Source organism: Kitasatospora sp. NPDC002543 (assembly GCF_053594915.1).
Window position 1 is genome coordinate 48,785 of the sequence record NZ_JBSFWR010000029.1, and the last position, 24,245, is coordinate 73,029.

15 protein-coding genes and 1 pseudogene are annotated in these 24,245 nt (G+C 76.8%); 13 read left to right on the forward strand and 3 right to left on the reverse strand.

The annotated features are described in order from the left end of the window. Positions 1 to 155 precede the first annotated feature (155 nt). Entirely contained in the window at positions 156 to 899 is a 744-nt protein-coding gene (locus ACWD4P_RS15195; RefSeq protein WP_449779917.1) for a Crp/Fnr family transcriptional regulator, read from the reverse strand. A gap of 293 nt (positions 900 to 1,192) precedes the next feature. Here ACWD4P_RS15195 and ACWD4P_RS15200 point away from each other — a divergent pair, with 293 nt between their 5' ends. The 4 genes from ACWD4P_RS15200 (at position 1,193) to ACWD4P_RS15215 (ending at position 7,837) form a co-directional block, all read left to right on the forward strand. Next, a complete protein-coding gene (locus tag ACWD4P_RS15200; RefSeq protein WP_449779918.1) occupies positions 1,193 to 2,326 on the forward strand; it encodes a macro domain-containing protein in 1,134 nt (377 codons plus the stop codon). Between the two features lie 10 nt (positions 2,327 to 2,336). Then, complete coding sequence (locus ACWD4P_RS15205) at positions 2,337 to 2,987, forward strand: hypothetical protein (RefSeq protein ID WP_449779907.1); 651 nt, start codon at positions 2,337 to 2,339, stop codon at positions 2,985 to 2,987. A 3-nt stretch (positions 2,988 to 2,990) separates the two neighbouring features. Beyond that, entirely contained in the window at positions 2,991 to 3,644 is a 654-nt protein-coding gene (locus ACWD4P_RS15210; RefSeq protein WP_449779908.1) for an RES family NAD+ phosphorylase, read from the forward strand. A gap of 62 nt (positions 3,645 to 3,706) precedes the next feature. Beyond that, positions 3,707 to 7,837 carry a CHAT domain-containing protein gene (locus tag ACWD4P_RS15215; protein ID WP_449779909.1) on the forward strand — a complete coding sequence of 1,377 codons (4,131 nt, stop codon included), beginning with the start codon at positions 3,707 to 3,709 and terminating at the stop codon, positions 7,835 to 7,837. A gap of 42 nt (positions 7,838 to 7,879) precedes the next feature. On the opposite strand, the gene ACWD4P_RS15220 is transcribed toward ACWD4P_RS15215, so the two are convergent. Beyond that, positions 7,880 to 9,913 carry a caspase family protein gene (locus tag ACWD4P_RS15220; protein ID WP_449779910.1) on the reverse strand — a complete coding sequence of 678 codons (2,034 nt, stop codon included), beginning with the start codon at positions 9,911 to 9,913 and terminating at the stop codon, positions 7,880 to 7,882. A 207-nt stretch (positions 9,914 to 10,120) separates the two neighbouring features. On the opposite strand from ACWD4P_RS15220, the gene ACWD4P_RS15225 reads away from it, so the two are divergent. The 6 genes from ACWD4P_RS15225 to ACWD4P_RS15250 all read left to right on the forward strand — a co-directional run bounded on the left by ACWD4P_RS15225 (position 10,121) and on the right by ACWD4P_RS15250 (position 15,230). After that, on the forward strand, positions 10,121 to 10,588 hold the full coding sequence (locus ACWD4P_RS15225) for a hypothetical protein (RefSeq protein WP_449779911.1): 468 nt from the start codon (positions 10,121 to 10,123) through the stop codon (positions 10,586 to 10,588). A 70-nt stretch (positions 10,589 to 10,658) separates the two neighbouring features. Beyond that, positions 10,659 to 12,449: a hypothetical protein gene (locus ACWD4P_RS15230; RefSeq protein ID WP_359829583.1), complete on the forward strand. Its 1,791-nt coding sequence runs from the start codon at positions 10,659 to 10,661 to the stop codon at positions 12,447 to 12,449. Further along, a complete protein-coding gene (locus ACWD4P_RS15235) occupies positions 12,446 to 12,631 on the forward strand; it encodes a hypothetical protein (RefSeq protein WP_359829584.1) in 186 nt (61 codons plus the stop codon). The genes ACWD4P_RS15230 and ACWD4P_RS15235 overlap by 4 nt, the downstream gene beginning before the upstream one ends. Next, positions 12,628 to 13,185, forward strand: a complete 558-nt coding sequence (locus ACWD4P_RS15240) for a hypothetical protein (RefSeq protein ID WP_359829585.1) — start codon at positions 12,628 to 12,630, stop codon at positions 13,183 to 13,185. Before ACWD4P_RS15235 ends, ACWD4P_RS15240 begins: the two co-directional genes overlap by 4 nt. 31 nt (positions 13,186 to 13,216) lie before the next feature. Then, positions 13,217 to 14,785, forward strand: coding sequence for an AAA family ATPase (locus ACWD4P_RS15245; RefSeq protein ID WP_449779912.1), 1,569 nt, complete (start codon positions 13,217 to 13,219; stop codon positions 14,783 to 14,785). Between the two features lie 148 nt (positions 14,786 to 14,933). Further along, positions 14,934 to 15,230: a hypothetical protein gene (locus tag ACWD4P_RS15250; RefSeq protein ID WP_359829587.1), complete on the forward strand. Its 297-nt coding sequence runs from the start codon at positions 14,934 to 14,936 to the stop codon at positions 15,228 to 15,230. Between the two features lie 83 nt (positions 15,231 to 15,313). On the opposite strand, the gene ACWD4P_RS15255 is transcribed toward ACWD4P_RS15250, so the two are convergent. Next, positions 15,314 to 16,123, reverse strand: a complete 810-nt coding sequence (locus ACWD4P_RS15255) for an AfsR/SARP family transcriptional regulator (RefSeq protein WP_359829588.1) — start codon at positions 16,121 to 16,123, stop codon at positions 15,314 to 15,316. Positions 16,124 to 16,600: 477 nt separating this feature from the next. Between ACWD4P_RS15255 and ACWD4P_RS15260 the strand changes: the two genes are divergently transcribed. The 3 genes and pseudogenes from ACWD4P_RS15260 to ACWD4P_RS15270 form a co-directional block, all read left to right on the forward strand. Next, entirely contained in the window at positions 16,601 to 17,056 is a 456-nt protein-coding gene (locus ACWD4P_RS15260; protein ID WP_359829589.1) for an SRPBCC family protein, read from the forward strand. Then, positions 17,053 to 18,444 carry an NAD(P)/FAD-dependent oxidoreductase gene (locus tag ACWD4P_RS15265; RefSeq protein ID WP_449779913.1) on the forward strand — a complete coding sequence of 464 codons (1,392 nt, stop codon included), beginning with the start codon at positions 17,053 to 17,055 and terminating at the stop codon, positions 18,442 to 18,444. The genes ACWD4P_RS15260 and ACWD4P_RS15265 overlap by 4 nt, the downstream gene beginning before the upstream one ends. A gap of 208 nt (positions 18,445 to 18,652) precedes the next feature. Further along, positions 18,653 to 24,229: pseudogene (locus ACWD4P_RS15270) on the forward strand (beta-ketoacyl synthase N-terminal-like domain-containing protein); the annotation flags it as partial. Positions 24,230 to 24,245: the final 16 nt, after the last annotated feature.

Here is a 24,245-nt window from a genome sequence, read left to right on the forward strand (position 1 = left end):
GATGGTTTACATGCGCGGCCGGAGCCCGGCTCCACGCCGGCCTCGGCTCTTCGGGTCCTGGTGTTCGGGTCTCGCTCGGTCGGTTCTCGGGTGCTCGGGACGTTCGGGATGTGCGGGACGTACGGGGCGCCCGGGTGTTCGGGGCCGCCCGGGGTTCAGGTGCTCGGACGGCCCCCGGCTCCCGGCCCCTGCCCGTACTGCCCCTGGGCGAGCAGCAGGAGCGGGGCGGGGTCGAGGATCTCGACCATCCGGGTGCCGGTGCGCACCAGGCGCTGGTCGCGGAGCAGTTTCAGGGCCTTGGCCACCGCTTCCCGGGTGGCGCCGACGGTGGCCGCGAGGTCGTCCTGCGCCAGGTGCACGACGGCGGTCGAACCGCCGCCGGGGCCGCGGGAGTCGGCCGCCCGGGCGGTGGCGCCGGTGGCGGAGAGCTCGACGAGCCGCCGGGCCAGGCGCTGGACGACGGTGAGGGAGGCGAAAGCGGACCGTTCGCGGTCGGACTCCCGCAGCCGGGAGGCGAGTTGGGACATCACCCGGCTGCCGACCCGGGGGGTCTCGGCCAGGAACCGCCGGAACCGCTCCCCCGGGATCACCAGTGCCTCGACCGGGCCGAGTGCCTGCGCGGTCGCACTGCGCGGCCGCTCGTCCAGCGCCGCCAGCTCGCCCACGAGTTCGCCCGGGCCGCGCAGGCCGAGGACGAGCCGGGTGGCCCCGCGGTCGGTCGCCACGTGGACCATGGACCAGCCGGTCAGCACCAGCAGGACGTGGGTGGTGCGGTCCCCCTCCGCGACCAGCCGTTGGTCGGGGGCGTAGGCCTTCGGAGCGCCGAGCGCGAGGAACGCCTCATGGTCGTGCGCACTCAGGGTACGGGCGAACGGCAGGTCATCGCCGAGCAGGCCCATGTCACCCCCAAAGATCGTCAACGGCCTTGGTTCGGTCCGACGTTGGGAGAGCGTAGACCCACCGGAGACGAATTTCGGCCAAAGCCGCCACAAGGCGCCCAAGATGGTGCGCGGGTGGTGAATGAGTCCCCTGTGGCGGGCGGGAAGGGGCCCGGTGCATATGCCTGCCGGGGCCGGGCCGAACTTGTCCCGGTCCTCGGCGCGGTGGAATCCTGTCGCCCATGCCGCACGATCACCCCCGCGCCGACGCGCCCGATCACGGCCCCGGGCAGGACCCCGACCACGAGTCGATCATGGCCGAGCTCCGCCAGGTCCGGCGGGCGGGCGTGGTGCGGCTGCGGGACCTGGAACTCCCGGCGCTGGGCCGGATCGCCGCCCGGGTGGGCACGACCGGCGGGCGGTCCTCACGGGCCGCCGCCATCGAGGCGGTACTGCGGCTGGCCCTGTCCCGGATCGAGGCCGGGACGCTCCAGGAGGCCGCCGGGTTCAGCCTCGGCCTGGCCCGGGGCACCCGGGACTGGGCCGCGGCCGACCGCCGCAGGCGCGCCGCCGACGTGTACAGGGTGAGCGTCGAGCGCTTCCGCAAGTACCACGAAGTGGTGCTGCTGGGTCAGTTGTCGCAGCAGCTGGCCGAACTCGCCGCGCGTTCGCCCGAGTCCGGAGCCGGGACCGGGACCGGGACCGAGGCCGGAACCGGTGACGGGGCCGCGGGCGGGGCCGCGGGCGGGGCCGCGGGCGGGGCCGGGGCCGCCGGGAGGCCCCCGCACCAGCTCCCCGCGACCCACCGGACCGTGCTGGCGGACGCGGGCGGCCGGACGGTGCCGCTCACCCTGCACGTCCACCCGGTGGACCTGCTGCGGGACGTCGACGTGGTGGTCTCGCCGGCCAACACCTTCCTCGCCCTCCCGGCCACCTACAAGTCCTCGGTGGCCGCGGCGCTGCGGCGGGCCGGCGCGAGCCGCGGCCCGGGCGGCGACGTGGTCGAGGACCTCGTCCACGACGAGCTGCGCGCCTGGACCGCCCGGCACGGCGTCACCGGTCGGGCCGTCGCCCCCGGCACGGTGGCTCCCACCGGGGCCGGCCGGCTGGCCGAGCAGGGCGTGCGGCGGATCTACCACGCCGTCACCGCCGTCCCCCGCTCGGACAGCAACGACTACGACGTCCTGCTGGCCGACATCACCCGGGCCGCCGCCCGGGTCTTCGCCACGATGGCCGGCGAGCGCACCGCCTTCGACCCGCCGCTGCGCTCGGTGGCCTTCCCTCTGCTCGGCTCGGGGCGCGGCGGCCTCCGCTACGAGGCGAGTCTGGGCGCGCTCTGGGCCGCCGTGGAGGCGGAGGCGGCCCGCGGCGCCGACTGGGAGGTCCACCTGGTAATGCGCCGCCCGGCCGCCGCCGACGTCGTCGAGCGACTGCTCGGCGCCGTCTGAGAGGAGACGGATGAACCCCTACCTGGTACTCGCCGCGGCGGCCGCGGACTGGGACCGGCTGTCGGCGCGGCTCCCCGCCGACCGGGCCGCCCGGCTGGCCGGGCTGCTGGAGCGGCTGCGCGGACCGGACGGCCCCGACCGCCCCGGCCACCGGGAGGCGGCCGAGGAGGCCGCGCGGCTCCTGCTGCCGCTGCTGCCGCGGGCCGCCGGCACCGGCTCCCCGCGGTTCACCGCCGGCGCGGTGGACGCCGCCCACCTCGGGTTCCGGGCCTCCGACCTCGCCGTCCTGGTGCTCGACGGCTCCCGGATGGTGGGCCCGGTGCTGGGCGCGGTCCGCCGCCGGCTGCTCGCCGCTCCGGCGCTGTCCGCCGCCGAGGTGCGGGGGCTGGGCGGGGACCCGGACGCGTCCGGCCTGCTCCGCCTGACCGGCACCGGCGGGGCGGTCCGGCTGCCGGCCTTCCAGTTCGCCGAGGCCGCCACCCCGTGGATCGCCGTCCTGGACGTCAACGCCCTGCTCGGCGGCGACCGGGACCCGTGGGGCGTGAGCGACTGGTGGCTGTCCCGCGACGCCCTGCTCGACGCCGTCCCGTCCGCACTGCTCGGCACCGGCCAGGACGGCCGGCTGGTCGAGGCCGCCCGCTACCTGACCGAGGAGGAGTAGTCCGTGGTCAACGTCCGCCCGCCCGAGAAGCTGCCCGGGAACCCGACCAGGGTGACCCTGGCCGCCGGCACGGAGCTGGTCCGGGTGCACTCGGCCCGGCGCGCCGCCACCGCGTTCAACGGCAATCCGGCCGACTGCTTCTACGGCGGCGGCCGGTTCGACGGCACCGCGCTCGACGACTACGGCTTCCTGTACGCGGGGCTGACCGTGGAGGCGGCCGTCTGCGAGACATTGCTGCGTTCGATCCCCTTCGACCCCGCCGCCGGGCCGCGGCTGGTGCAGCGGGCCGCCGTCCGGGGCCGACGGCTGTCGTTCCTGCGCCTGGCGGCCGACGTCACCGTGGTCTCCCTGGTGGCCGGGCGCGACCTGGCGAGCGTGGCCCAGGACGCCTGGCTGGTCCAGGCGGAGGCGGCGGAGTACCCGTTCACCCGGGCCTGGGGCCACTGGATCCGCGCCCACACCGCCCCCTGGTCGCAGGGCTTCGTCTGGCCCTCCAAGCGCGAACCGGCGGACCGCGCCGCGGTGCTGTTCCTGGACCGCTGCCCGGCGGGCGCCGTCGAGCCCGCCGGCGTCCCGCCGATCGACCTGGACACCCCGGAGGGGCTGCGCCGGCTCAACGCCGTCCTCGCCCCGTACCACGCCCAGGTCGCACCGTAGCGCCCCCGTTCCGGTCCCACGTCCCCAGCGCGCCGCAGCGCGCCCGCAGCAGGAGCACCGCCGTGGAAGAGAGCACCGAACCGGCCGAGCCGACCGACGACGAACTGCGCGCCGAACGGGACGCGCTGCTCGCCGAGGTGGCGCACGCCCCGGACGACCCGGACGACCCGGACGCGCCGACCGCCTGGGCCACGGTCGGGGAGCAGAGCTACCGGCTCCACCTGCGCCAGGACCGCCCGGAGGACCTCCGGCTGGCCGCCGAGGCGATGGAGCGGGCCTTCGCCCGGCCCGGCGAGGACGACCTCTGGCACGCCTGGCGGGTGGTGTACGGGCACGTCCGCGCGTTCCAGTACGACCTCGACCCGTCGGCCGAACTCCTCGACCACGTCTACGAACTGGTCGACTCCGGCCTGCGCGGACTGGCCGCCGACCCCGGCGCCCACCCGGACGTCCAGGTGCTGGGCCGGCGGCTGATCGCCCTGGCCGCCAAGGCCCGGATCACCGACGGCGCCCCGCCGCCCGAACGCCTGCCGCTGATCGACGACGCCCTGCGCCGCCACCACGACGCGCTGCCCGACGCGGCGCCGGACAGTCCGCAGGCCGTCGAACTCCGGGCCGACCTGGGCCACCTCCACTACGAGCGGGCCCGGTTCGCGAACAGCCCGGAGGACGCCGAGGCCTCCGTCGGGCACTACCGCTCGGCCCTCGCCGCCGCGGGCGCCGACCAGGACGTGCCGCTGCTCCGCTACGGGCTGGCCACCTCGCTGCTGTGGACCGGCCGCAACCGGGCCGACCGGGCCGAACTGGAGGAGGCCCGGCGGGAGTTCCGGGCCGCCCTGGCCGCCGCCCGGCAGCGCGCGGCCGAACCGCCGGTGTGGGCCGAGGAGGCCGAGACCAGGGCGATCTTCATCCGCGCGCTGCTCTGGTGGCAGTGGGAGGACCGCTCCCACCCGGCCGCCGCCGAGGCCGAACTGGCGCCGGTGCTGGCCCGGCCGGACGCCGTGCGGACCCTCCCCCCGATCTACCTCGACGCCTTCGGACGCCTGCTCTACGACCGGGCCGCCGAACGCGACGACAACGAGGGCCGCGACCGCGCCCTCGGACTGCTCCGGGAGGCCGTCCACCGCTGGGAGCCGGAGCGGGACGGCCCGCTGTGGGCCCCGGCCGCCCTGCTCGCCGTGCTCCAGCACACCCGCTACCTCGACGACCGGGACCGGCAGCGGCTGCCGGACGTGGTCCGCGGCGCGACCGAGGCGCTGTCCGAGGACGCGATCCCCGCCGTCCGGCAGACCGCCCGGATCCTGCTCGCCTGGGCCCGCACGGAGGAGCCGGGCAACGCCCCGGACCCGCTGGCCCCGGTCGACGACCCGGTCTACACCGACGCCCTGAAGGCCGCCCGGGAGCTCCAGGAGGACATCACCGAGGGCCGGAGCTTCATCAACCTCAACAACGCCGAGTTCAGCCACCTCGCCAACGACCTGACGCTCGACCAGCACACGAAGGACGGGTTCCGGCGGCTCTACCGGATGTGGGAGGAGCTGCCCCCGGACAGCCCGGACCGCGCCCTGTTCGGGGCCCGGCTGCTCGGCGCGCTGCCCCTGATCGACCCGCACGGCACCCTGGTCGGCGAGGCCGAGAAGGCCGCCCTGTTCCAGGGCTCCGCCGCCTTCGAGGGGCCCGCCACCACCCGGGGCGCCGTCCAGGGCATGCTCGGCGCCGCCCGGATGCGGGAGGGCGTGTCCAAGGGCGACCCCGCCTCCACCCAGGAGGCGCTGGCCCAGCTGGAGGCGGCGGCCGCGCTCCTGGACGGGCAGGACGAGCGCCTCCGGGCGGGGGTCGACCTGGCCCGCGCGATGGCCTCGGCGCAGCTCGGCCAACTGCAGGCCCGCGGTGACGAGATGGAGTCCGCGCTGGAGGCGATGGAGCAGCTGCGGGACAACCCGGACTTCCCCCCCTACCTGCGGCGCCTGATGGACGGCCAGCGGGCCGGCTTCGAGGCGCAGCGCGCCGCCGCGCGCGGCGACCTGGCCGGGGCCGACCGGGCCGTCGCCGAACTCGCCGCCGTGTACCGCGCGCTCGACCCGGAGGACCCGAGCCGCGCCGAGCTCTGGCTGGCCCTGGAGCACTCGCACAACCTGCGCGACGCGCTCGCCCGCCGCCTCGGCGCCCGCGAGCTGGGACCGCCCCCGGGGAGGCCGACCGTGGCCGAACTGCGCCGGCAGGCGGCCCGGCTGCCCCGTGAGCACCGGGCCTGGCTGCTCGGCGACGGCGGCATCGCCCGCTGCCTGACGGCCGGCCCGCGCGGCGACCTGCGGCTGCTGGCCGAGGGCCTGGAGCTGGTCGAGGAGGCGCTCGGGCTGGTCGGCGAGGACACCGAGGACTGGGTGCGCTACGCGATGGCCCTCGGCAACGGCCGCACCGGGCAGGCCGCCGCGACCGGCGACCGCCGCGGCTACGAGGCGGGGGTGGTGCTGCTGGAGCGGGCCGTCGCCCGCCTCGACGGCCCGGCGCACCGGCTCTGGGCGGCGTCCTGCCTCACCCTCGGCCGGGCCTACCGGCTGCGGGCCGACGCCGCCCGCGACGACCGCCGACGGGGCCGGCACGCCGGACTGGACGCCCTGCGCGGCTTCGCCTGGGCGGCGCTGCTGCAGTCGGGCACCGAGCACGCCGCCACCGCCGCCGCCCGGGCCACCGAGGCCGCGCTGGAGGCGGCCGCCTGGTGCCTGGAGGACGGCGTCCCGGAGCAGGCCCTGCAGGCGCTGGACTCCTGCCGCGGCCTCGTGCTGCACTCGGCGGCCGTCGCCCGCTCCGTCCCCGAGCGGCTGACGGCCGCGGGGCGGCCGGACCTCGCCGAGGAGTGGCTGAGCACCGGCGCCGCGGAGCCCGCCCCCGGGGAGAGCGCGCTGGTGCGGCCCGCGAGGACGGTGCCGAGCCGGCTGCGCGGCCAGGTGCTGGCCGTGCTCGCCGACGCGGCCCGGGCGGACGGCTCCGCGGACGGGCTGCTCGAACCGCCCGAGCCCGCCGAGGTCGGGGAGGCGCTGCGCCGGCTGGGCGTCGACGCCCTGGCGTACCTGGTGCCAGCCTCGCCGGACGGCGGCGGCGCGGCGGTCGTGGTGACCGACGACGGGCGGGTGCGCTCGCTGCCGCTGCCCCGGCTGCGCGAGGACGCCGGCCCGGTGCGGGAGTACCGCCCGGACGCCGGCGCGGCCCGTGACCTGGGGCCGGCCCAGCCGCCCGGCGAGGCGCCGCCGCCGCTGCGCCGGCAGCTGGACCGGCTCTGCTCCTGGGCCTGGTACGCGGCGGTGCGCCCGCTGCTCACCGCGCTCGAACCCTTCGTCGGGGAGGGCCGGACGCCGCGCCTGATGCTGGTGCCGATGGGGGCGCTCGGCACCGTGCCGTGGCACGCCGCGTACGAGCCGGGCAGTGCGGGGCGGCGGCGCTACGCCGTCGAGGCGGCGCAGATCTCCTACGCGGCCTCGGCCCGGCTGCTCTGCGACGTGTCGCGCCGCCCCGACCTGCCGTACTCGGAGTCCGCGCTGATCGTCGGCAACCCCACCGGCGACCTGCGCTACGCGGGCGAGGAGGCCGAGGCGCTGCACCAGGGCTTCTACCCCCGGGGCGGCTACCTGGGGCGGCGCGCCTCGGGCGTGCCGGACGGCAGCGGGACGCCGCGGGAGGTGCTGGAGTGGCTGCGCGACGGGCGCAGCGCGGGCGCCGTACTGCACCTGGCCTGCCACGGCACGGTGGCGGCGAACGACCGGCACAGCTCGTACCTGTCGCTGCACGGCGGCGAGTTGGCGGCCGAGGAGCTCACCGGGACGATGACGGCCGAGGGCTCGGCGCGGCCGGGCCTGGTGGTGCTGGCGGCCTGCCGCACCCATGTGTCGGGGCGCGGGCACAACGAGGCGTACAGCCTGGCGACGGCGTTCCTGGTGGCGGGCGCGCGGTCGGTGGTGGGCTCGCTGTGGACGGTGCCGGACGACGCCACCTCGGTGCTGATGTTCATGACGCACCACTTCCTGCGGCGCGAGGGGCAGCCGCCCGGACGCGCCCTGCGCTCGGCCCAGTTGTGGATGCTGGACCGGGACCGGGTGGCGCCGCCCGACATGCCGCCGGCGCTCGCCGCGCGGGCGCGCGCGGTCGAGCCCGACGACCTGACGACCTGGGCGGGCTTCACCCACCTCGGGCGGTAGCGTCCGGGCGGCCGGCCGGGCGGACCGGCCGCCCGGGGGGCCTCAGTGGCCCGGCCCGGGCACCACCGACCGCAGGGCGACCGTCCGGGTGGCCCACCGCCCGGTCGAGCGGCCCTCGCCGAGGTCGCGGCCGGCACCACCGCGGGCGGTGAACCGCAGCACCCCGTCGGAGGCCGGGCCGCCGCCGCGCCCGGCCGGGCGTCCCGGGTCCCAGGCGTTCAGGTGGAACGGCACGGTGTTCAGCTCCTCCTCGGCGACGATCAGCTTGAGCCAGTCGCGGCCCTGGCTGCCGGGCCGCACCGCGCGGCCGGCCGGCAGGCTCAGGGCGACCGGGCGGCCGTCCAGGGCGTGGCCGGTGCGCCCCGGCCCGATGAAGTCGCCCCGGTAGAGGGCGGAGTGGCTGCGGTAGCGGTCCGTCAGGTCGAACAGGGCGCACCAGAGGCGGCGGTGCGAGCGGTTGTGCAGCCGGATCGTCACCCGGGGCTCCAGCCAGCCGCCCGCGTCGGGCTCGTGGGCGCGGACGATCTCGCCGTTGCCGTCGGGCAGGATCGGACCGGCCTGCGGGTCGTCCCACGGGAGGATCTCGATCCGCACCGCGGAGGCGAGGTCCGAGCCGGGGTTGGAGAGCCGCTGGAGCCGGTACCAGCGGGTGAGGTGTTCGAGGCAGTCGACGACGGTGCGGGCGTCGGCGGGGCCGGTGAGCGGCAGCGGGTCCACGGTGCCGGTGCCGTCCCGCCGGGTGATCACGGCCCGCCCGCCGGCCGGGTCGACCCGGAGCAGCAGGTCGCCCGCCGCCGCCGGGTCGCCGGCGACGCGGAGCAGCGGCGAGGGGCCGCCGCCGGGCCCGGCCGTGGCGACGGCCTCGCGCAGCAGCCGCTCCGCCTCCGGGGCGCCCGGCTCGATCAGCACCGTCGTCGGGGGCAGGGCGAGCGCGGACGGCGCCACCGGGTAGACCCGGCCCCGGTCGGGCTCCCAGCCGGCCGGGTCGACCAGGGTGTGCCGGGCGCGGACGCGCCGGGCCCGGACGGTCCTGGCCCGGGGCCCGGAGCCGCCGGCGCCCTCCTCGGCGCTCTCGCCGCCGCCCCCGCCGCCGTCCTCGTTACCGCCCCCGCTGCCACCGGTGACGGTGAACTCGGTGGCGCCGCCGCCCTCGTCGTCGCGCAGGCCGTGGACCTGGCCGCAGTCGACCTCCCAGCCGTCCACCCCGTGGGTCAGCAGGTACGGGCTGCCGGGGCGGACCGCCCCGCCGAGGAAGGGCCGGTCGGCGGGGCCGCCGGGCTCCTGCGGGCTGAGGGTGGGGTGCTGGACCTCGCCCCAGGCCTGGACCCGGCACCGGGTGGCCGCCATGATCTCGCGGTAGCTCGCACCCGTCCCGGCCTCGTCCAGGGCGCCCAGCAGGGCGTGGGTGAACACGCCGTGGCGGCGGCCGTCGAACCAGTCCTCGTGCGAGACCTGGTCGAGCCGGCTCGCAGCCAGCAGGACGTGCCCGGCCCGCTCCGGCCGCGCGCCGCCCGCCGTCGCGTCGCGCATCCCTCCGGCGGGCGCCCCCTCGACGGGCGCGGGGTTCGGGGGCGCGACCCGTCCGTACCAGGACGGGTGCGGGGTCACCGAGCGGACGGCGGGCCCGCGCGGTGGCCGGCGGGTCGCCCCGCCCGAGAAGCAGCAGTCGAGCACCGCCGCCAGGTGCGCGCCGGTGCCGGCCACCTCGTCCAGCAGGACGGCGAGCTCCTTGTCGGCCAGCGGCGCGTCGGCGCAGACCAGCGCCTGGTAGCGGCCGGTGGCCTCGATCCGCGCCTCCTCCTCCGTGCGCACGTCGAACTCGGCGCCGTGGCCCGCGTACCAGAGCAGCGCGGTGTCCTCCGGGCCGGCCTGCCCGAGGTGCTCGCGGATGCCCGCCCGGACCGCGGCCACCGTGGCCTCGCGGTCCAGCAGCCGGTGCGCGACCAGCCGTTCCCCCACCCGTCGGCGCAGCCATTCCTCGGCCGCCGTCACGTCGTTGACGCAGCCGGCGAGCGCGTCGTACCCGAGGGCGGTGTAGTCGTCGATCCCGACCAGAAGTGCGTGGACGTTCCCCATGGCGAGCAAGTGTGGCAGCCTCGTCGGGCCCCACCGACCGGCGGTCCGGTCGCGGAGCGGTCGACTTCGGGGCGCCTTCCGGTCGCCGGTCCGATCCCGCCCGCCGAACACTTCGCATTCTTGATGATCCGTCACTATCCTGCTCGGGCGACCGCCGACGGTTTCCGGCCGCGCAGTCCACATCACGCCATTCGGTTCGGGGGAATCATGGGATCCATCGAAGGGCCCCGGCGCATCGTGCGCCCGGGCCCCGCCGCCGCTCCACCCGCCCGGGCGGCCGCCGCCCCGCAGCGCGCCGTGCGGTCCGGCGCGACCGCGGACCAGCTGCGGCCGCGGCCCGCCGACCTGCTCCGGGCGGTGCGCCGTCTGGACGCCGGGCTGGACCCGGCCGCCTGCGCCGAACTGTCCGACTGGCTGAAGGAGCACTACCAGGCCGCCTACGGCGACGTGCCGCTGGGCTTCCTCGCCACCTGCTACCTCGGCCCGCCGTTCGTCGACCACCGGCTGGACCTGTTCCGCGTGATCCTGCAGCACTTCGCGCCCGGCGACCAGGTCCCCGAGCCGTTCGGGGCGGCGCGCATGATCGTGCGCACCGGCGCCTACGCCTACGTCGAGGTGTACGGCAGCGGCCTCGTCCTGCCCGTCCTCCAGGACGGCACGGTGGTCCGGCCGTGAGCCGCACCCCACCCCCTCACCCGCACACACACCCTCACTCGCACACGCACTGCACCGATCGGAGCGAAGCATGACCGAGGTGGACCACTATCTGCGCGGCCAGGTCCAGCAGGTCAACAACATGGTCGTCCGGCTGGGCGAGCAGGTCGGCGCGGTCTCCGGCCAGGTGACGGCCGTGAACGCCGCCCAGCAGCAGACCCGCGGCGAACTGCAGGACCTGCAGAACAAGTTCCTCGCCTTCGCCCAGCGGTTCGAACTGACCGCCGCCGTCCAGCGGGCGGAGACCAGGATCGGCGTCGTCCAGGACAAGCTCGACCACGAGTTCGGCCACCACAAGACCGTGCGCCGCACCGCCGTCGGCATGCTCCAGGCCTTCGACACGGGCCTCGTCTCCGAGGACACCGTGCGCACGGTCAGCGAACAGCTGATGATCCAGACCCCGCGCTACTGGCTGGCGCCGGCCCTGGTCGCCCTCGCCGCCTGGGCCGCCGACGACCGGACGCTCTGCGACCGGGCGATCGACGAGGCCTTCCGGCGCTCGCCCGAACGCACCTCGCTGCTCTTCGCCCTGGTGCTGCGCCGCCAGCGGCGCCAGGCGGTCGCCGTGCGCTGGCTGCGCCACTACCTGATCGCCCAGGACCCGGCCCGGCTGGGCCGGGAGTTCGCCGTCATCCTGGAGTCGCTCTCGCAGGGCGCGTTCGGCGCGGCCGGCCGCGAGCTGCTCCAGGAGACCCTCTCCGGCTGGCGGGCGACGCTGCTCGGCGACGACGAGGCCCGGGCCGCCCAGGTCCGCCGCTGGCTCGCCGAGATCGAGTCGCTGCGCACGCCCACCGCCCAGCCGGAGTTCCCCCGGCTCGCGGCGCTCTCCCCGCAGTGGCCGCAGCTCGACGCGGCGCTGTCCGGCGCCCGCGCGCACCAGCGGGTACTGGACAAGTACACGGCCATGATGGCCCGGGAGAGCGAGGCGTCGGACCGGCTGGAGGACGCCATCGACGACATCCTCGACCGGTTGGTGTCCGAGTACGACAACGAGGAGCTGCCGCTCCGGCGCGACCTGGCGTTCAACCAGGCGGTGGTCGACCACGACGGGGACCTGGACCGCGCCCGGCACGCCGTCGAGGTCGACGCGGCCTCGCTGGACGAGACGCTCGACTACCTGACCGTCCAGTCCACCGCCGCGCTCAACCCGAGCGCCATCGGCGCCTCCGCCGCCACCCAGCGGCTGGCCGTCGCCGCCTGCCACGAGTGGTTCGCCGACGCCCACGCCTCCTTCGCCCTCGCCTACCGCCGGGCCGTGCCGCCCGAGGTGCACGCGGTGCTCGGCTCCTCCCACAACGTCGGCGCGCAGACCTTCCAGCTGCCGCCGTGGACCGGCGCCTTCACCACCCCGCTGGAGGTCCTGGAGCACTCGCTGGCCGAGCACTGGGACCGGCACGCCCAGCCCTTCCTCGCCGCCCTCGCGTACCCGCTGAAGCGCAAGCTGGTGCCGCTGGTCGCCGCGGTCGCGATGATCCTGCTGGTGTTCACCGGCGTCAACGCGGGGTTCGCCTTCATCGCCGCCGCGGTCGTCGGCGGGATCTGGGGGCTGGTCCTCCACACGAGGAACGAGGCCGGCCGCCGGGTCGTCGGCTCGGCCCGCCGACTGTTGGAACAGGCCAAGCAGGAGTCCCTGCTGCAACTGCGCGCGGCGGCGGCGGAACTGACCGACTGGGAGTCCCGCTACCGGGCCGCCGACGCCGTCGAGCAGCAGACCCGCGCGATGATCGCCTCGCTCGCCGGGGCCGCCCACGGCCCCTCCCCCTTCGACGGACGCACCGTCCTCACCAAGGACCACCAGACCCAGCAAGGGAGCCACCGGTGACCACCCCTCCCCCGCCGCCGCCCCGCCGACCGCCGGCCGCCGGCTCCCCGTGGGCCGCCAGCCCCCGCCCCTCCACCGACCGCGCCACCAGCCGGCTGCGCCGGCTCGTCGAGGGCCTGCCCGACTGGGAGCCGCTGCCGCCGGGCGAGCTCACCGTGCGCCGCCCGGGCACCGGGCTGTGACCGGCCTGCTGGGCTCCGGCGGCTCCTACCGGGCCTGGGCCGACTTCCTGGAACGCTGGGCCCGGGGCGCGCCGGAGGCCGCCGAAGGGCTGCCGCCGCTCGTCCTCGAGGACTTCCCCGAGGACACCCGGGAGCGGTTCCGGGTGCGCGTCACCGAGGCGCTCACCCGGCGGCTCCAGGACTGGTCCGACGCGCTGACCGCCGCGCTCAACGCCGCACCCGACGAGTTCGGCGCCGGCCGGGCCCTGGCCCAGGCCAGGACCGGCCTGCGGGCCGTCCGCGCCCTGGCCGAGCACCCCGGCCTGGACGAGGAGTTCCGCACCCGGCTGACCGAGGTGGTGGACGAGCGGATCCGCCGCTTCCAGACCGACCAGGAGGGCGAGCTGGACCGGCTCGCGGCGCTCGACGTCGATCCGGGCTGGCTGGAGGAGCGCCGCCGGACCCTGCGCGACAACCCGCTCACCGCGGTGATCGCCGAGACCGCCCCGGCCTCCCGGGACGGCTGGTCGTACGACCCCGCCGCCCCGCCCCGCCGCCGGATCGTCCGCGGCTGACCCGCCCCTCCCCCGACGCCGGAAGGCCCCCATGCCCAACTACGCCGACAGCCGCCGGGACCTCGGCAGCTACCTCACCGCCCGGGTGCCGGTCATCGGCCTGCGCACCATCGAGCAGCAGCGCGCGCTGCGCCTCGTCCGCGAGGTCGCCACCCAGTCCCGCAGCGGCAACCTGCCCTTCTGGGTCTACACCCGGGCCACCGGCCTGCGCGACCTGCGGACCAACAGCCCCATGCAGGACGACCGTTCGTTCGTCGGCGCGATGGAGTTCGCCGCCGCCCAGTTCACCGCCCGCCCGCAGGCGACGCTGGTGCTGGTCGACCCGGACGGCCTGGACGTCGACAGCCCGACCGCCCGCCACGTCGCCGAACTGGCCCGGCTCGCCGACTCCAACGCCGGCAGCATCGTGCTCATCACCGACAACCCGATCTGGAGCGGCCTCCAGCGGCTCGGCATGAGCCTGCAGCTCGACCTGCCCACCACGGAGGAGATGTACGACATCGTCCGGAGCTTCCTGGACGACCACCACGGCGTCGTCCCGATCAGCTGGACCGAGGACGACGTGCGGCGGGCCTCGGAGTTCCTGATCGGGGTGACCGAGGGCGAGGCGGTCAACCTGATGGCCACCATCGTCGCCAAGGGCTCGGTGGAGGCGGACGACGTCCTGGCGCTGGCCCGGGCCAAGGACCGGATCTTCAGCGACCTGGCCGGCCTGGAGCGGGTCCACCTGAAGTCCTCCGAGTACTCGGTCGGCGGCCTGTCCAGCCTGCGCGCCTGGCTGAAGCGCAAGCACCAGCTGATGCACGCGGACCTGCGCGGCACCGAACTGCGGCCGCCGCGCGGCGTCCTGCTGGTGGGCGTACCGGGGTGCGGCAAGTCGCTGTCCGCCAAGGCGATCGCCTCGGAGTGGCAACTGCCGCTCTACCGGCTCGACATGGCCAGCATCCACGGCAAGTACCTGGGCGAGTCCGAGGGCCGGATGCGGGAGGCGCTGGAGACGGCCGACCGGGTGTCGCCGTGCGTGCTCTGGATCGACGAGATCGAGAAGGGGCTGGCCGGCGGGCACGACATGTCGGGCGTGCCCCAGCGGATCATCGGCCAGTTCCTGTTCTGGCTGCAGGAGTCCCAGTCGCGCGCGTTCGTGGTCGCGACCGCCAACGACGTCCGGAGCCTGCCGCCGGAGCTGCTGCGCAAGGGCCGCTTCGACGAGCTGTTCTTCGTCGACCTGCCGGACGACCAGGACCGCAAGGAGATCATCGAGCTGTACTACCGGCGCTACCTGCGGATCGAGCCCGAACCGGACCAGGTCGAGCGGCTGGTCGACCTCTCCGAGGGCTTCGCCGGCTCCGACATCGAGGCCGCGCTGCACGACGTCGCCGCCCAGGTCCACCTCGACGGCGGCTCGGCCGAGCCCGACCTCTCCTTCGTGCTGGACACCTTCACCAACATGACGCCGTTCAGCCGCACCAACCCGGAGCAGCTGGAGGACATCCGGACCTGGGGCCGCGAGCGCGCCGTCCCCGCGGGCCGGCCCGCCATGAACGCCTCCGTGCCGGGCCAGCCGGGCACCGCGCGGCGCGTGGTGTTCATGCGCGACTGAGCCCCTCCGTCCGGAGCCGGCCCCGGACGGCTCCGGACGGCTCCGGACGGACGGCTTTAGACCGGCGCAAGGCGAGGGCTAGGCCGGGCCAAGGGCGGGTCTAGGACCGGCTCCTAGGCTCGGGCCAACACCCGACTATGGAGGCTCGATGGACGTCGCCGGCAAGTGGAACATCTCCGTGAACACCCCGATCGGCCGGCAGGAGGCCGCGCTGCTGATCGTCGCCGACGGCGACGACCTGACCGGCACCAGCACCTCGGCCGGCACCACGCTGGCGCTGCAGGAGGGCAAGCTGGAGGACAACGTGATCACCTTCAAGGTGCGCCTGGTCAAGCCGATGCCGATGGACTGCCGCTACACCCTGACCGTGACCGGCGACACCCTGATCGGTGACGTCAAGCTCGGCGCGTTCGGCAAGGCGAAGGTCACCGGCTCGCGCGCCTGAGCGCCCGGCCCGGCGCCGGCCGGCGGGCCGGGCGGGTGAGGCGGGGACGGCGGCACGGCTCCCCGGATCCGGTACGGAGGCCCTCAGGCTCCGGTCCGGAGGTAGAGCCGGTCGTCGTCCTCCAGGATCGCCTGGTGCAGCTCCCGCAGCGAGCGGCACGGCTCGACGCCCAGCGCGTCGCTCACCGTACGCCGGGCGAGCTGGTAGAGCTGCAGCGCCTCCGCCTGCCGCTCCGAACGGAACAGCGCCAGCATCAGCTGGCGGTAGAACGGCTCGCGCAGCGGGTTCTCGTCGATCGCGGCGTACAGCAGCCCGATCAGTTCGCGGTGCTGGCCCAGCGCGAGCGCCGACTCGGCCAGCAGCTCGATGCACTCCAGCCGGTCCTCGTCGAGGCGCGAGGCGAGCGTGTCCAGCGGCGCGCTGTCCCGCAGGCCCTCCAGGGCCGGCCCGCGCCACAGCGACAGCGCGGCGCCGAAGGCCGTCGCCGCGTCCTCGTGCCGGGCCGCCCGGGCGTGGCCGCGGCCCTCCTGCACCAGGCGGCGGAAGCGGAACTGGTCCATCGACTCGGGTGCCACCGTGATCCGGTAGCCCGGCGGCTGAGTGGCGATCGGGGTCTGCGTCACGCCGTCCCGGTGCAGGAACTTGCGCAGCTGGGACACGTACACGTGCACGTTGGCCGACGCCCGGGTCGGGGCCCGATCGCCCCAGACCGCCTCCACCAGCTGCTCCATGGTGACCACCTGGCCCGCCCGGCCGAGCAGGGTCGCCAGCAGCAGCCGCACCTTGTACGCGCTCGGGCTGTGCTCGCCGTGCTCGTCCACCACGCGCAGCGGGCCGAGCAGCTCGTAGCGCAGCGGCCCGGGCACGGCGGGCGCGCCCTGCGCGAAGGGCATCCCCCCGACGGGGGCCGTTCCCCCGATGGGGCCGGACAGGTGATCGGTCGACGTAAGCACCGACCCACCGTGCGCCACGCGCGGGTGCCTTTCCAACCCCGGTCCGGGCCCGCCGGGCCGCCCGCCGCACATCTAGGGGTCACCGGCCCGCCCCGCCTGCTAGGGGCCGCCCTCCGGCGGACGGGGCGGCGGGCCGACCGGGGTAAGGGGGAAGGGGTCGCGGCAGGTGACCGGCCCCACCGGGCGTGGCCTGCGCCGACGGGCGGGCGGTTAGGGGTGCCGGGGGTCTGTTTAGGGGGCGGATCCACTGGCAGCCGCACCGCCCGGCTGGCTTGAATGGGCGCCCGGCGCTACCTGCGCGTTTCCCGAGATCCCCCGATTCCTGCCTGCCCGGCGCACCCTGCGGCGATGCACCGCTTCCCTCCCCGTTTCGATGCACCGTCCCTCACCTTCCGACGAGAGGCTGTCGCGGTACCCATGGCTCTGAACTTCAGCGTGTCGGCGGTCATCAGTGGCGATATTTCGGCCATCTGGCAGACCATCACCGATGTGGCCTCCTGGCCCGAGTGGGACGAGCACTACGTCAAGACCGGCTTCGAGGGGCCCTTCGTGGTCGGCGCCACCGGCTGGAACAAGCCCAAGGGCACCCCCGGCGAGGGCGGCGCCCCGTTCACCGTGGACGCCGTCGAGGTCGAGAAGTCCTTCTCCACCACCACCAAGATGCCCATGGGCAAGATGTGCATCGACAACCGCTTCGAGGTGCTGCCCGACGGCCGGGTGGAGATCACCCGCGACGTGGCCGTGCACGGCGGCTTCGTGCCGTTCTTCCGCGCCTTCTTCCTCAAGTCCACCCGCGAGGAGATGGTCGAGAGCCTGCACTTCCTGGAGGCCGAGGCCAAGCGCCGCCTGGAGGCCGGGGAGGTCGTCAAGTGACCACCGCCCTCGTGCTCGGCGGCGGCCTGGCCGGCCTGACCGCCGCCGTCGCCCTCCTGCCCCACGTCGGTTCCGTCACCGTCGTCGAGGGCGACCAGTACCCGGACGGCCCGCAGGGCCGGCGCGGGGTGCCCCAGGCGCACCACAACCACCTGCTGATGGCGGGCGGCGCCCAGGCGCTGGACGCGCTGCTGCCCGGCACCACCGAGGCGCTGTACCGGGCCGGGGCGCACCACCGGAAGGTCGGCCAGTTCCTGCTGCTCGGCGCCGAGGGCTGGAGCCGGAGCACCGACGGCGACGCCTACACCATCGCCTGCAGCCGGCCCCTGGTCGACCACACCGTGCGCCGCCTCGCACTGGCCGCCGGCACCGTCGAGGTGCTGACCGGCACCAAGGTCACCGGACTCACCGGCACCGCCGCCCGGGTCACCGGCGCGCAGGTGGAGGACGCCGACGGCACCGTCCGCACGCTCACCGCGGACCTGGTCGTCGACGCCACCGGGAGCCGCTCCAAGGCCCCGCAGTGGCTGGCCGACCTCGGCGCCGGCCCGGTCCACGAGGACCGCCTGGACACCGGGCTGGCCTATGTCGGACGCTCCTACCTGGTGCCCGAGGGCTTCGGCGACGACTTCCCCGGGATCCTGGTGCAGACCCGCCCCGGCAACGGCCCGCACGCCGCCGGCGGCGCCCTGATGCCGCAGGAGGACGGCCGCTGGATCGTCGCCCTGATGGGCACCCGCGGCAACCACCCGCCCACCGAGGAGCGGGAGTTCCTCGACTTCGCCCGCGCGATGCGCCACTCCGTCATCGGCGACCTGCTCGCCATGGCCGAGCCGGTCACCCCGATGCGCGCCTCGCGCGGCCTGGCCAACCGGCGGCGCCGCTTCGAGAAGGCGCGGATGCCCGAGGGCTTCCTCGCGCTCGGCGACTCGGTGATGGTCCTCAGCCCCAACTTCGGCACCGGCATGTCGGTCGCCGCGATGGGCGCGCTGGCGCTGCGCACCCAGCTGGAGAAGACCGGGCTCGTCCCCGGCCTGGCCCGCCGGGTGCAGAAGGCCGTCGCCCGGATCGGCGCCGGCCCGTGGCAGATGGCCATCACCAACGACCGCTGGTTCCCCGGCGTCGAGACCAACCTGAAGCTGAGCGGCGGCGAGGGCCAGCGCAAGTTCGGCGTCCGCTTCGCCCGCACCGTCGCCGACAACCCGATGGTGGCGCGCCGGATGCAGGACATCTCGACGCTGGTCGCGCCGATGACCGCGATGATGGCGCCCTCCGTGATGTTCGCGGTGATGCGCGGACCGCAGCGCCCGCCGCTCACCGACGCCCAGGCGCTCGGCCAGTTCCCGCAGTTGGCGCCGGTCCGGCCGGCCGCCGACCCCGCCCGGTAGCGGCACGGCGGCTCCGGCGGCGCGGTCGCCACGACCGACGGCGCCGCCGGAGCCGGCACCGGGCACGCCCGCCCGCCACCGGCCGGGCGACCACCAGGCCCCCCAGGGGCCCTCAGACACACCAGAGTTCGGACGACGGCGGCAGCGCGCCGACACGGGGAGAGAGTCGACGATGAGTGACGAGGCGCAGCTGCTCGCCTACCTGAAGCGCGCCACCACCGACCTGCGCGAGACGCGCCGCCGGCTGGCCGAGGCCGAGGCCGCCCGGGCGGCCGCCGAGGAGCCGGTCGCGATCGTGGCGATGGGCTGCCGCTACCCCGGCGGCGTCGACTCCCCCGAGGCACTGTGGCGGCTGGTCGCCGACGGCGTCGACGCCATCACCCCGTTCCCCACCGACCGCGGCTGGGCCACCGAGGCGCTGTACGACCCGGAGCCCGGCCGGCCGGGCCGCTCCTACACCCGGCACGGCGGGTTCCTGCACGACGCCGGGCTGTTCGACCCCGGCTTCTTCGGGATCAGCCCGGCGGAGGCCCAGCTGATGGACCCCCAGCAGCGGCTGCTGCTGGAGATCTCCTGGGAGGCCTTCGAGCGCGCCGGGATCGACCCCACGGCGCTGCGCGGCTCCGCCACCGGGGTGTTCGCCGGGGTGATGTACCACGACTACGGGCTCGGCGTGGACGCCGGTTCCACCAGCGGCGGCAGCCTGGTCAGCGGCCGGGTCTCCTACACCCTGGGCCTGGAGGGGCCGGCCGTCAGCGTCGACACCGCCTGCTCCTCCTCCCTGGTCGCCCTGCACCTGGCCGCCCGTTCGCTGCGCGCCGGGGAGTGCGACCTCGCGCTGGCCGGCGGGGTCGCGGTGATGGCCGGGCCCGACATGTTCGTCTACTTCAGCGGGCAGCGCGGCCTGGCCGCCGACGGCCGCTGCAAGTCGTACGCGGCCGCCACCGACGGGACGGGCTGCGCCGAGGGCGCGGGCGTCCTGCTGCTGGAGCGGCTCTCCGACGCCCGCCGCAACGGCCACCCGGTGCTCGCCGTGATCGCCGGCAGCGCCGTCAACCAGGACGGGTCCTCCAGCGGCTTCACCGCCCCCAACGGCCCCGCCCAGCAGCGGGTCATCCGGCAGGCGCTGGCCGACGCCGGGCTGGCACCGGCCGACGTGGACGCGGTGGAGGGCCACGGCACCGGCACCACGCTCGGCGACCCGATCGAGGTCCAGGCGCTCTTCGCCACGTACGGCCGGGGCCGCGCGGACGGGGCCGCGCCGCTGCAGCTGGGTTCGATCAAGTCCAACATCAGCCACACCCAGGCCGCCGCCGGGGCCGCGGGCCTGATCAAGATGGTCATGGCGATGCGGCACGGCGTGCTGCCGCGCACCCTGCACGTCGACGCGCCGACGCCGCACGCGGACTGGGCGGAGGGCGGCGTCGAGCTGCTGACCGAGGCCCGGCCGTGGCCGCGGACCGGCCGGCCGCGCCGCTGCGGCGTCTCCTCCTTCGGGCTGTCGGGCACCAACGCGCACGTGCTGCTGGAGCAGGCCCCGGTGGACGCGGAGGCCGCCGCCGGGACCGCCGGCCCCGACGGCACCGACACCGACGGGCCCGTGGTGCCGCTGCCGGTCTCCGCCCGCACCCGTGCCGCGCTGCCCGGCCAGGCCGCCGCGCTGGCCTCCGCGCTGCGCGCCCAGCCGGACCGGCGCCCGGTCGACTTCGGCGCGGCCCTCGCCACCGGCCGGGCCCGGTTCGAGCACCGCGCGGTGGTGCTCGGCACCGACCGGGACGAGCTGCTCACCGCCCTCGACCTGCTCGCCGCGGCCGCCCCCGGCGCCGCGCTCCCGGGCACCGCCCGGGCCTCCCTGGCCGGCCCCGGCCAGGCCCGGCCCGGCGGCGCGACCGCCTTCCTGCTGCCCGGCCAGGGCACCCAGCGGCTCGGCGCGGGCCGCGAGCTGTACACCGCCCACCCGGCGTTCGCCCGGGCCTTCGACGAGGTCTGCGGGGAGCTCGACCGGCACCTCGACCGACCGCTGCGCGAGGTGCTGTGGGGCGAGGACGCCGAACTCCTCGACCGGACGGTGTACGCCCAGGCCGCGCTGTTCGCGATCGGCGTCGCCCTCGCCCGCCTCCTGGAGTCCTGGGGCGTGCGGCCGGACCGGCTGGCCGGCCACTCGATCGGCGAGCTGACCGCCGCGCACCTGGCCGGCATCTGGTCGCTGCCCGACGCCGCCCGGCTGGTCGCCGCGCGCGGCCGGCTGATGCAGGCGCTGCCGGCCGGCGGCGCGATGGCCGCCGTCGAGATCACCGAGGCCGAGGTCGTCCCGCTGCTCACCGCGGGCATGGACATCGCCGCCGTCAACGGCCCGCGCTCGGTGGTGGTCTCGGGCGAGGCCCGGGCCGTCGAGGCGCTCGCCGACCGGCTCTCCGCCGAAGGCCGGCGGACCACCCGGCTGCGGGTCTCGCACGCCTTCCACTCCGCCCTGATGGAGCCGATGCTCGACGAGTTCGCCGCCGTGGCACAGGAGTTGGACTACCGCGCGCCGACCGTCCCGCTGGTCTCCAACCTGACCGGGGACGCGGCCGGGGCCGCCGGGATGCTCACCCCCGGCTACTGGGTCCGCCAGGTACGCGGTGCGGTCCGGTTCGCCGACTGCGTGCGGGCGCTGCTCGACGACGGCGCCACCCGCTTCCTGGAGCTGGGCCCCGGCGACACGCTCAGCTCGCTCGGTGACACGGTGCTGGACGCGGCCCCCGACGCCGGGCCGGGCAGTACCACCGCGCCGGGCACCGCCGCCGGCGCCGCGTTCGTACCGCTGCTGCGCAAGGGCGTCACGGAGGAACGCGGCCTGCTCGCCGCCCTCGGCCGGGCCCACGTCGACGGACTCGCCGTCGACTGGGCGGCCTTCTTCGCCGGCCGCGCCACCGCGCCGGTCGAGCTGCCGACCTACCGGTTCGAGCACCGCCGCTACTGGCTGGAGCACCGACCGGGCAGCGGCGACGTGACCGCCGCCGGCCTCACCGCCGCCCGCCACCCGCTGCTGGGCGCCGCCGTCGAGGAGCCGGACGGCGACCTCACCGTGCTGGCCGGCCGGCTCTCCCCCGGCACCCAGCCCTGGCTCGCCGACCACCGGCTGCTGGACGCCGCGGTGGTGCCCGCGAGCCTGCTCGCCGAGCTGGCCCTCGCCGCCGCCGCGCACCTCGGCCACAGCGGCCCGGTCGACCTCGCCGTGGAGTCCCTCCCCGCGCTGCCGGAGGGCGGCGCGCAGCTGCGGGTCACCGTCGCCCCCGGGCAGGAGCCGGGGCAGCGGACCGTCCGGGTGCACGCCCGCCCGGAGGGCACCGACCAGCCGTGGACCCGGCACGCCACCGGCGCCCTCGGGGCCGCCCGGCACGACGGCGAGCGGGCGCCCGCCCCGGCGGTGGCCGCCGAGTGGCCGCCGCGCGGCGCCCGGCCCGTCGACGTCGACGAGGCGTACGAGCGGCTGGCCGCCGCCGGGCAGGAGTACGGCCCGGCGTTCCGGGCCCTGCAGTCCGGCTGGCGCCGGGGCGACGAGCTGTTCGCCGAACTCGCCCTGCCCTCCGGCGTCACCGACCCGGGCCACCTGGTGCACCCCGTCCTGCTGGACGCCGCGGCCCACCTGCCCCACCTGCTGCGCGAGGACGCCGACCGGGCCCACACCACCGTCGCGTGGAGCGGCCTGACCGCGCACCGCGCGTCGGACGGCCCCCTGCGGGCCGGCCTCGCCCCGGCCGGGCCCGGCCGGCTCGCCCTGCACCTCGCCGACGCCGACGGCGAGCCCGTGCTCGACGCCGTCCTCACCACCCGTCCGCTGGACGCGGCCGACCTCGCCGCCGCCCGCTCCACCGGCACCCTGCTGCGCCTCGGCTGGGCGCCCGTGGCCGCCGGCGCGTCCGGGCACACCGCCGACGAGGGCGGCCACGCCCACGGGTGGGCCGTACTCGGCACCGACCCGTACGCGACGACCGCGCCCGACGGCTCCCCGGCCGCCGTGCACCGCGACCTCGACGCGCTCGACGCCGCCGCGGGTGACGGCCCGGCCCGGCCCGCACTCGTGCTCCACCCCGCGGCCGTCCCCGCCACGGCTGTTTCCGCGCCCGCCGACGGGACCGACCGGGGGCCCGCCGCCCGCACCCTCGCGCTGCTGCGCCGCTGGGCGGCCGACGAGCGCTGGTCCGCGAGCCGGCTCGTCGTGGTCACCGAGGGCGCCGTGGCCACCCCCGACCGGCCCGCCGATCCCGCGCAGGCGGCCGTCCTCGGCCTGGTGCGCGCCGCGCGGGCCGAGCACCCCGGCCGGTTCGCCGTCGTCGACCTGGACGGCGGCGAGGAGTCCCGCGCGGCCCTCGGCGCCGCACTGCGCTCCGGTCACGCCGAACTGACGATCCGTCAGGGCATCCCGTACGCCCCCGCCGCGGACACCGTCGCCGCCCGCCCGTCCGCCGAGCGGCCCTTCGCCACCGGCACGGTCCTGCTCACCGGCGCCGACCTGCCGGCCGGCGCCGCGCTCGCCCGGCACCTGGTCCGCACCCACGGAGCCCGCCACCTGCTCCTGGCCGGGACCGGGCACCCGGCCGGAGGCACGGCCGAGAACGCGACCGGGCTCGGCGAGCTGGCGGCGGAGCTGCGGGCGCTCGGCGCCGAGCGGGCCGCCACCGCCGCGGTGGACCTCGCCGACCGGACGGCCCTCGCCGCCCTGCTCGCCGGCGTCCCCGCCGAGCACCCGCTCACCGCCGTCGTCCACGTCGCCGACCCCGGCGGCGGCGCCCTGCTCGACGCGCTCGACGAACCGCGCTTCGCCGCCGTCTGGCACCACCGCGCCGCCGGCGCCCGACTCCTGGACGAGGCCACCCGCGCCGTCCCCGGCCCGTTCGTCCTGGTCGGCGGCGCGACCGCCGCCCTGCACGGCCTCGGCCGGGCCGCCGAGGCCGCCGCCGACGCCCACCTCGACGCGCTGGCCGCCGAGCGCCGCGCCGCCGGGGCACCCGCCCTCGCCCTGGCCCTCGGCCCGTGGGACGCCGGCCGCCCGGCCAACGAGGCGCAGCACGCCCGGATGGCACGGTTCGGCACGCCCGTCCTCACCGACCGGGAGGCGCTCGCCCTGTTCGACGCCGCGCTGGGCACCGGCGAGCCCGCCCTCGCCGCCCTGCACCTCGACCGCGCCGCGCTGCGCGCCCGGGCCGGCGAACCGGTCGGCCCGCTCGCCGGCCTCCTCGGCACCCAGGGCACTGCGGCCGCCGCCGACGCCGAGGGCGCCCGGCTGGTGCGCCGGCTGCTGAAGCTGCCGGCGGCCGAGCGGGAGGGCGCTCTGCTGGCACTGGTCCGCCGGCACGTCGCCGACGTGCTCGGCCTCGCCGCGCCGGAGGCGGTCGAGCCCGACCGCGCCTTCCAGGAGCTGGGCTTCGACTCGCTCGCCGCGGTCGAACTGCGCCGCCGCCTGGAGGCCGCGACCGGCCTGCGACTGCCGGCCACCCTGGTCTTCGACCACCCGAACGCGCTCGCCACCGCCGGGCTGCTGGCGGTCTCGATCACCCCGGTCGAGGCCGACCCGGCCGCGCTCCTGCTGGACGACATCGACCGGCTGGAGGCGGCGCTGCACGCCCTGGGGGATGCCGACGCGGCCCACCCCCGGATCGCCGCCCGGCTGGACGCGCTCGCCCGCCGCTGGCACGACGCCGGCGGACCGGCCGCCGACGGCGCCGACGCGGTGCGCGACACCGAGTTCGCCAGCGACGACGAACTCTTCGACATTCTCGACGGCGAACTGGGAGCGCTCTGATGGCGCACCGGTGGGC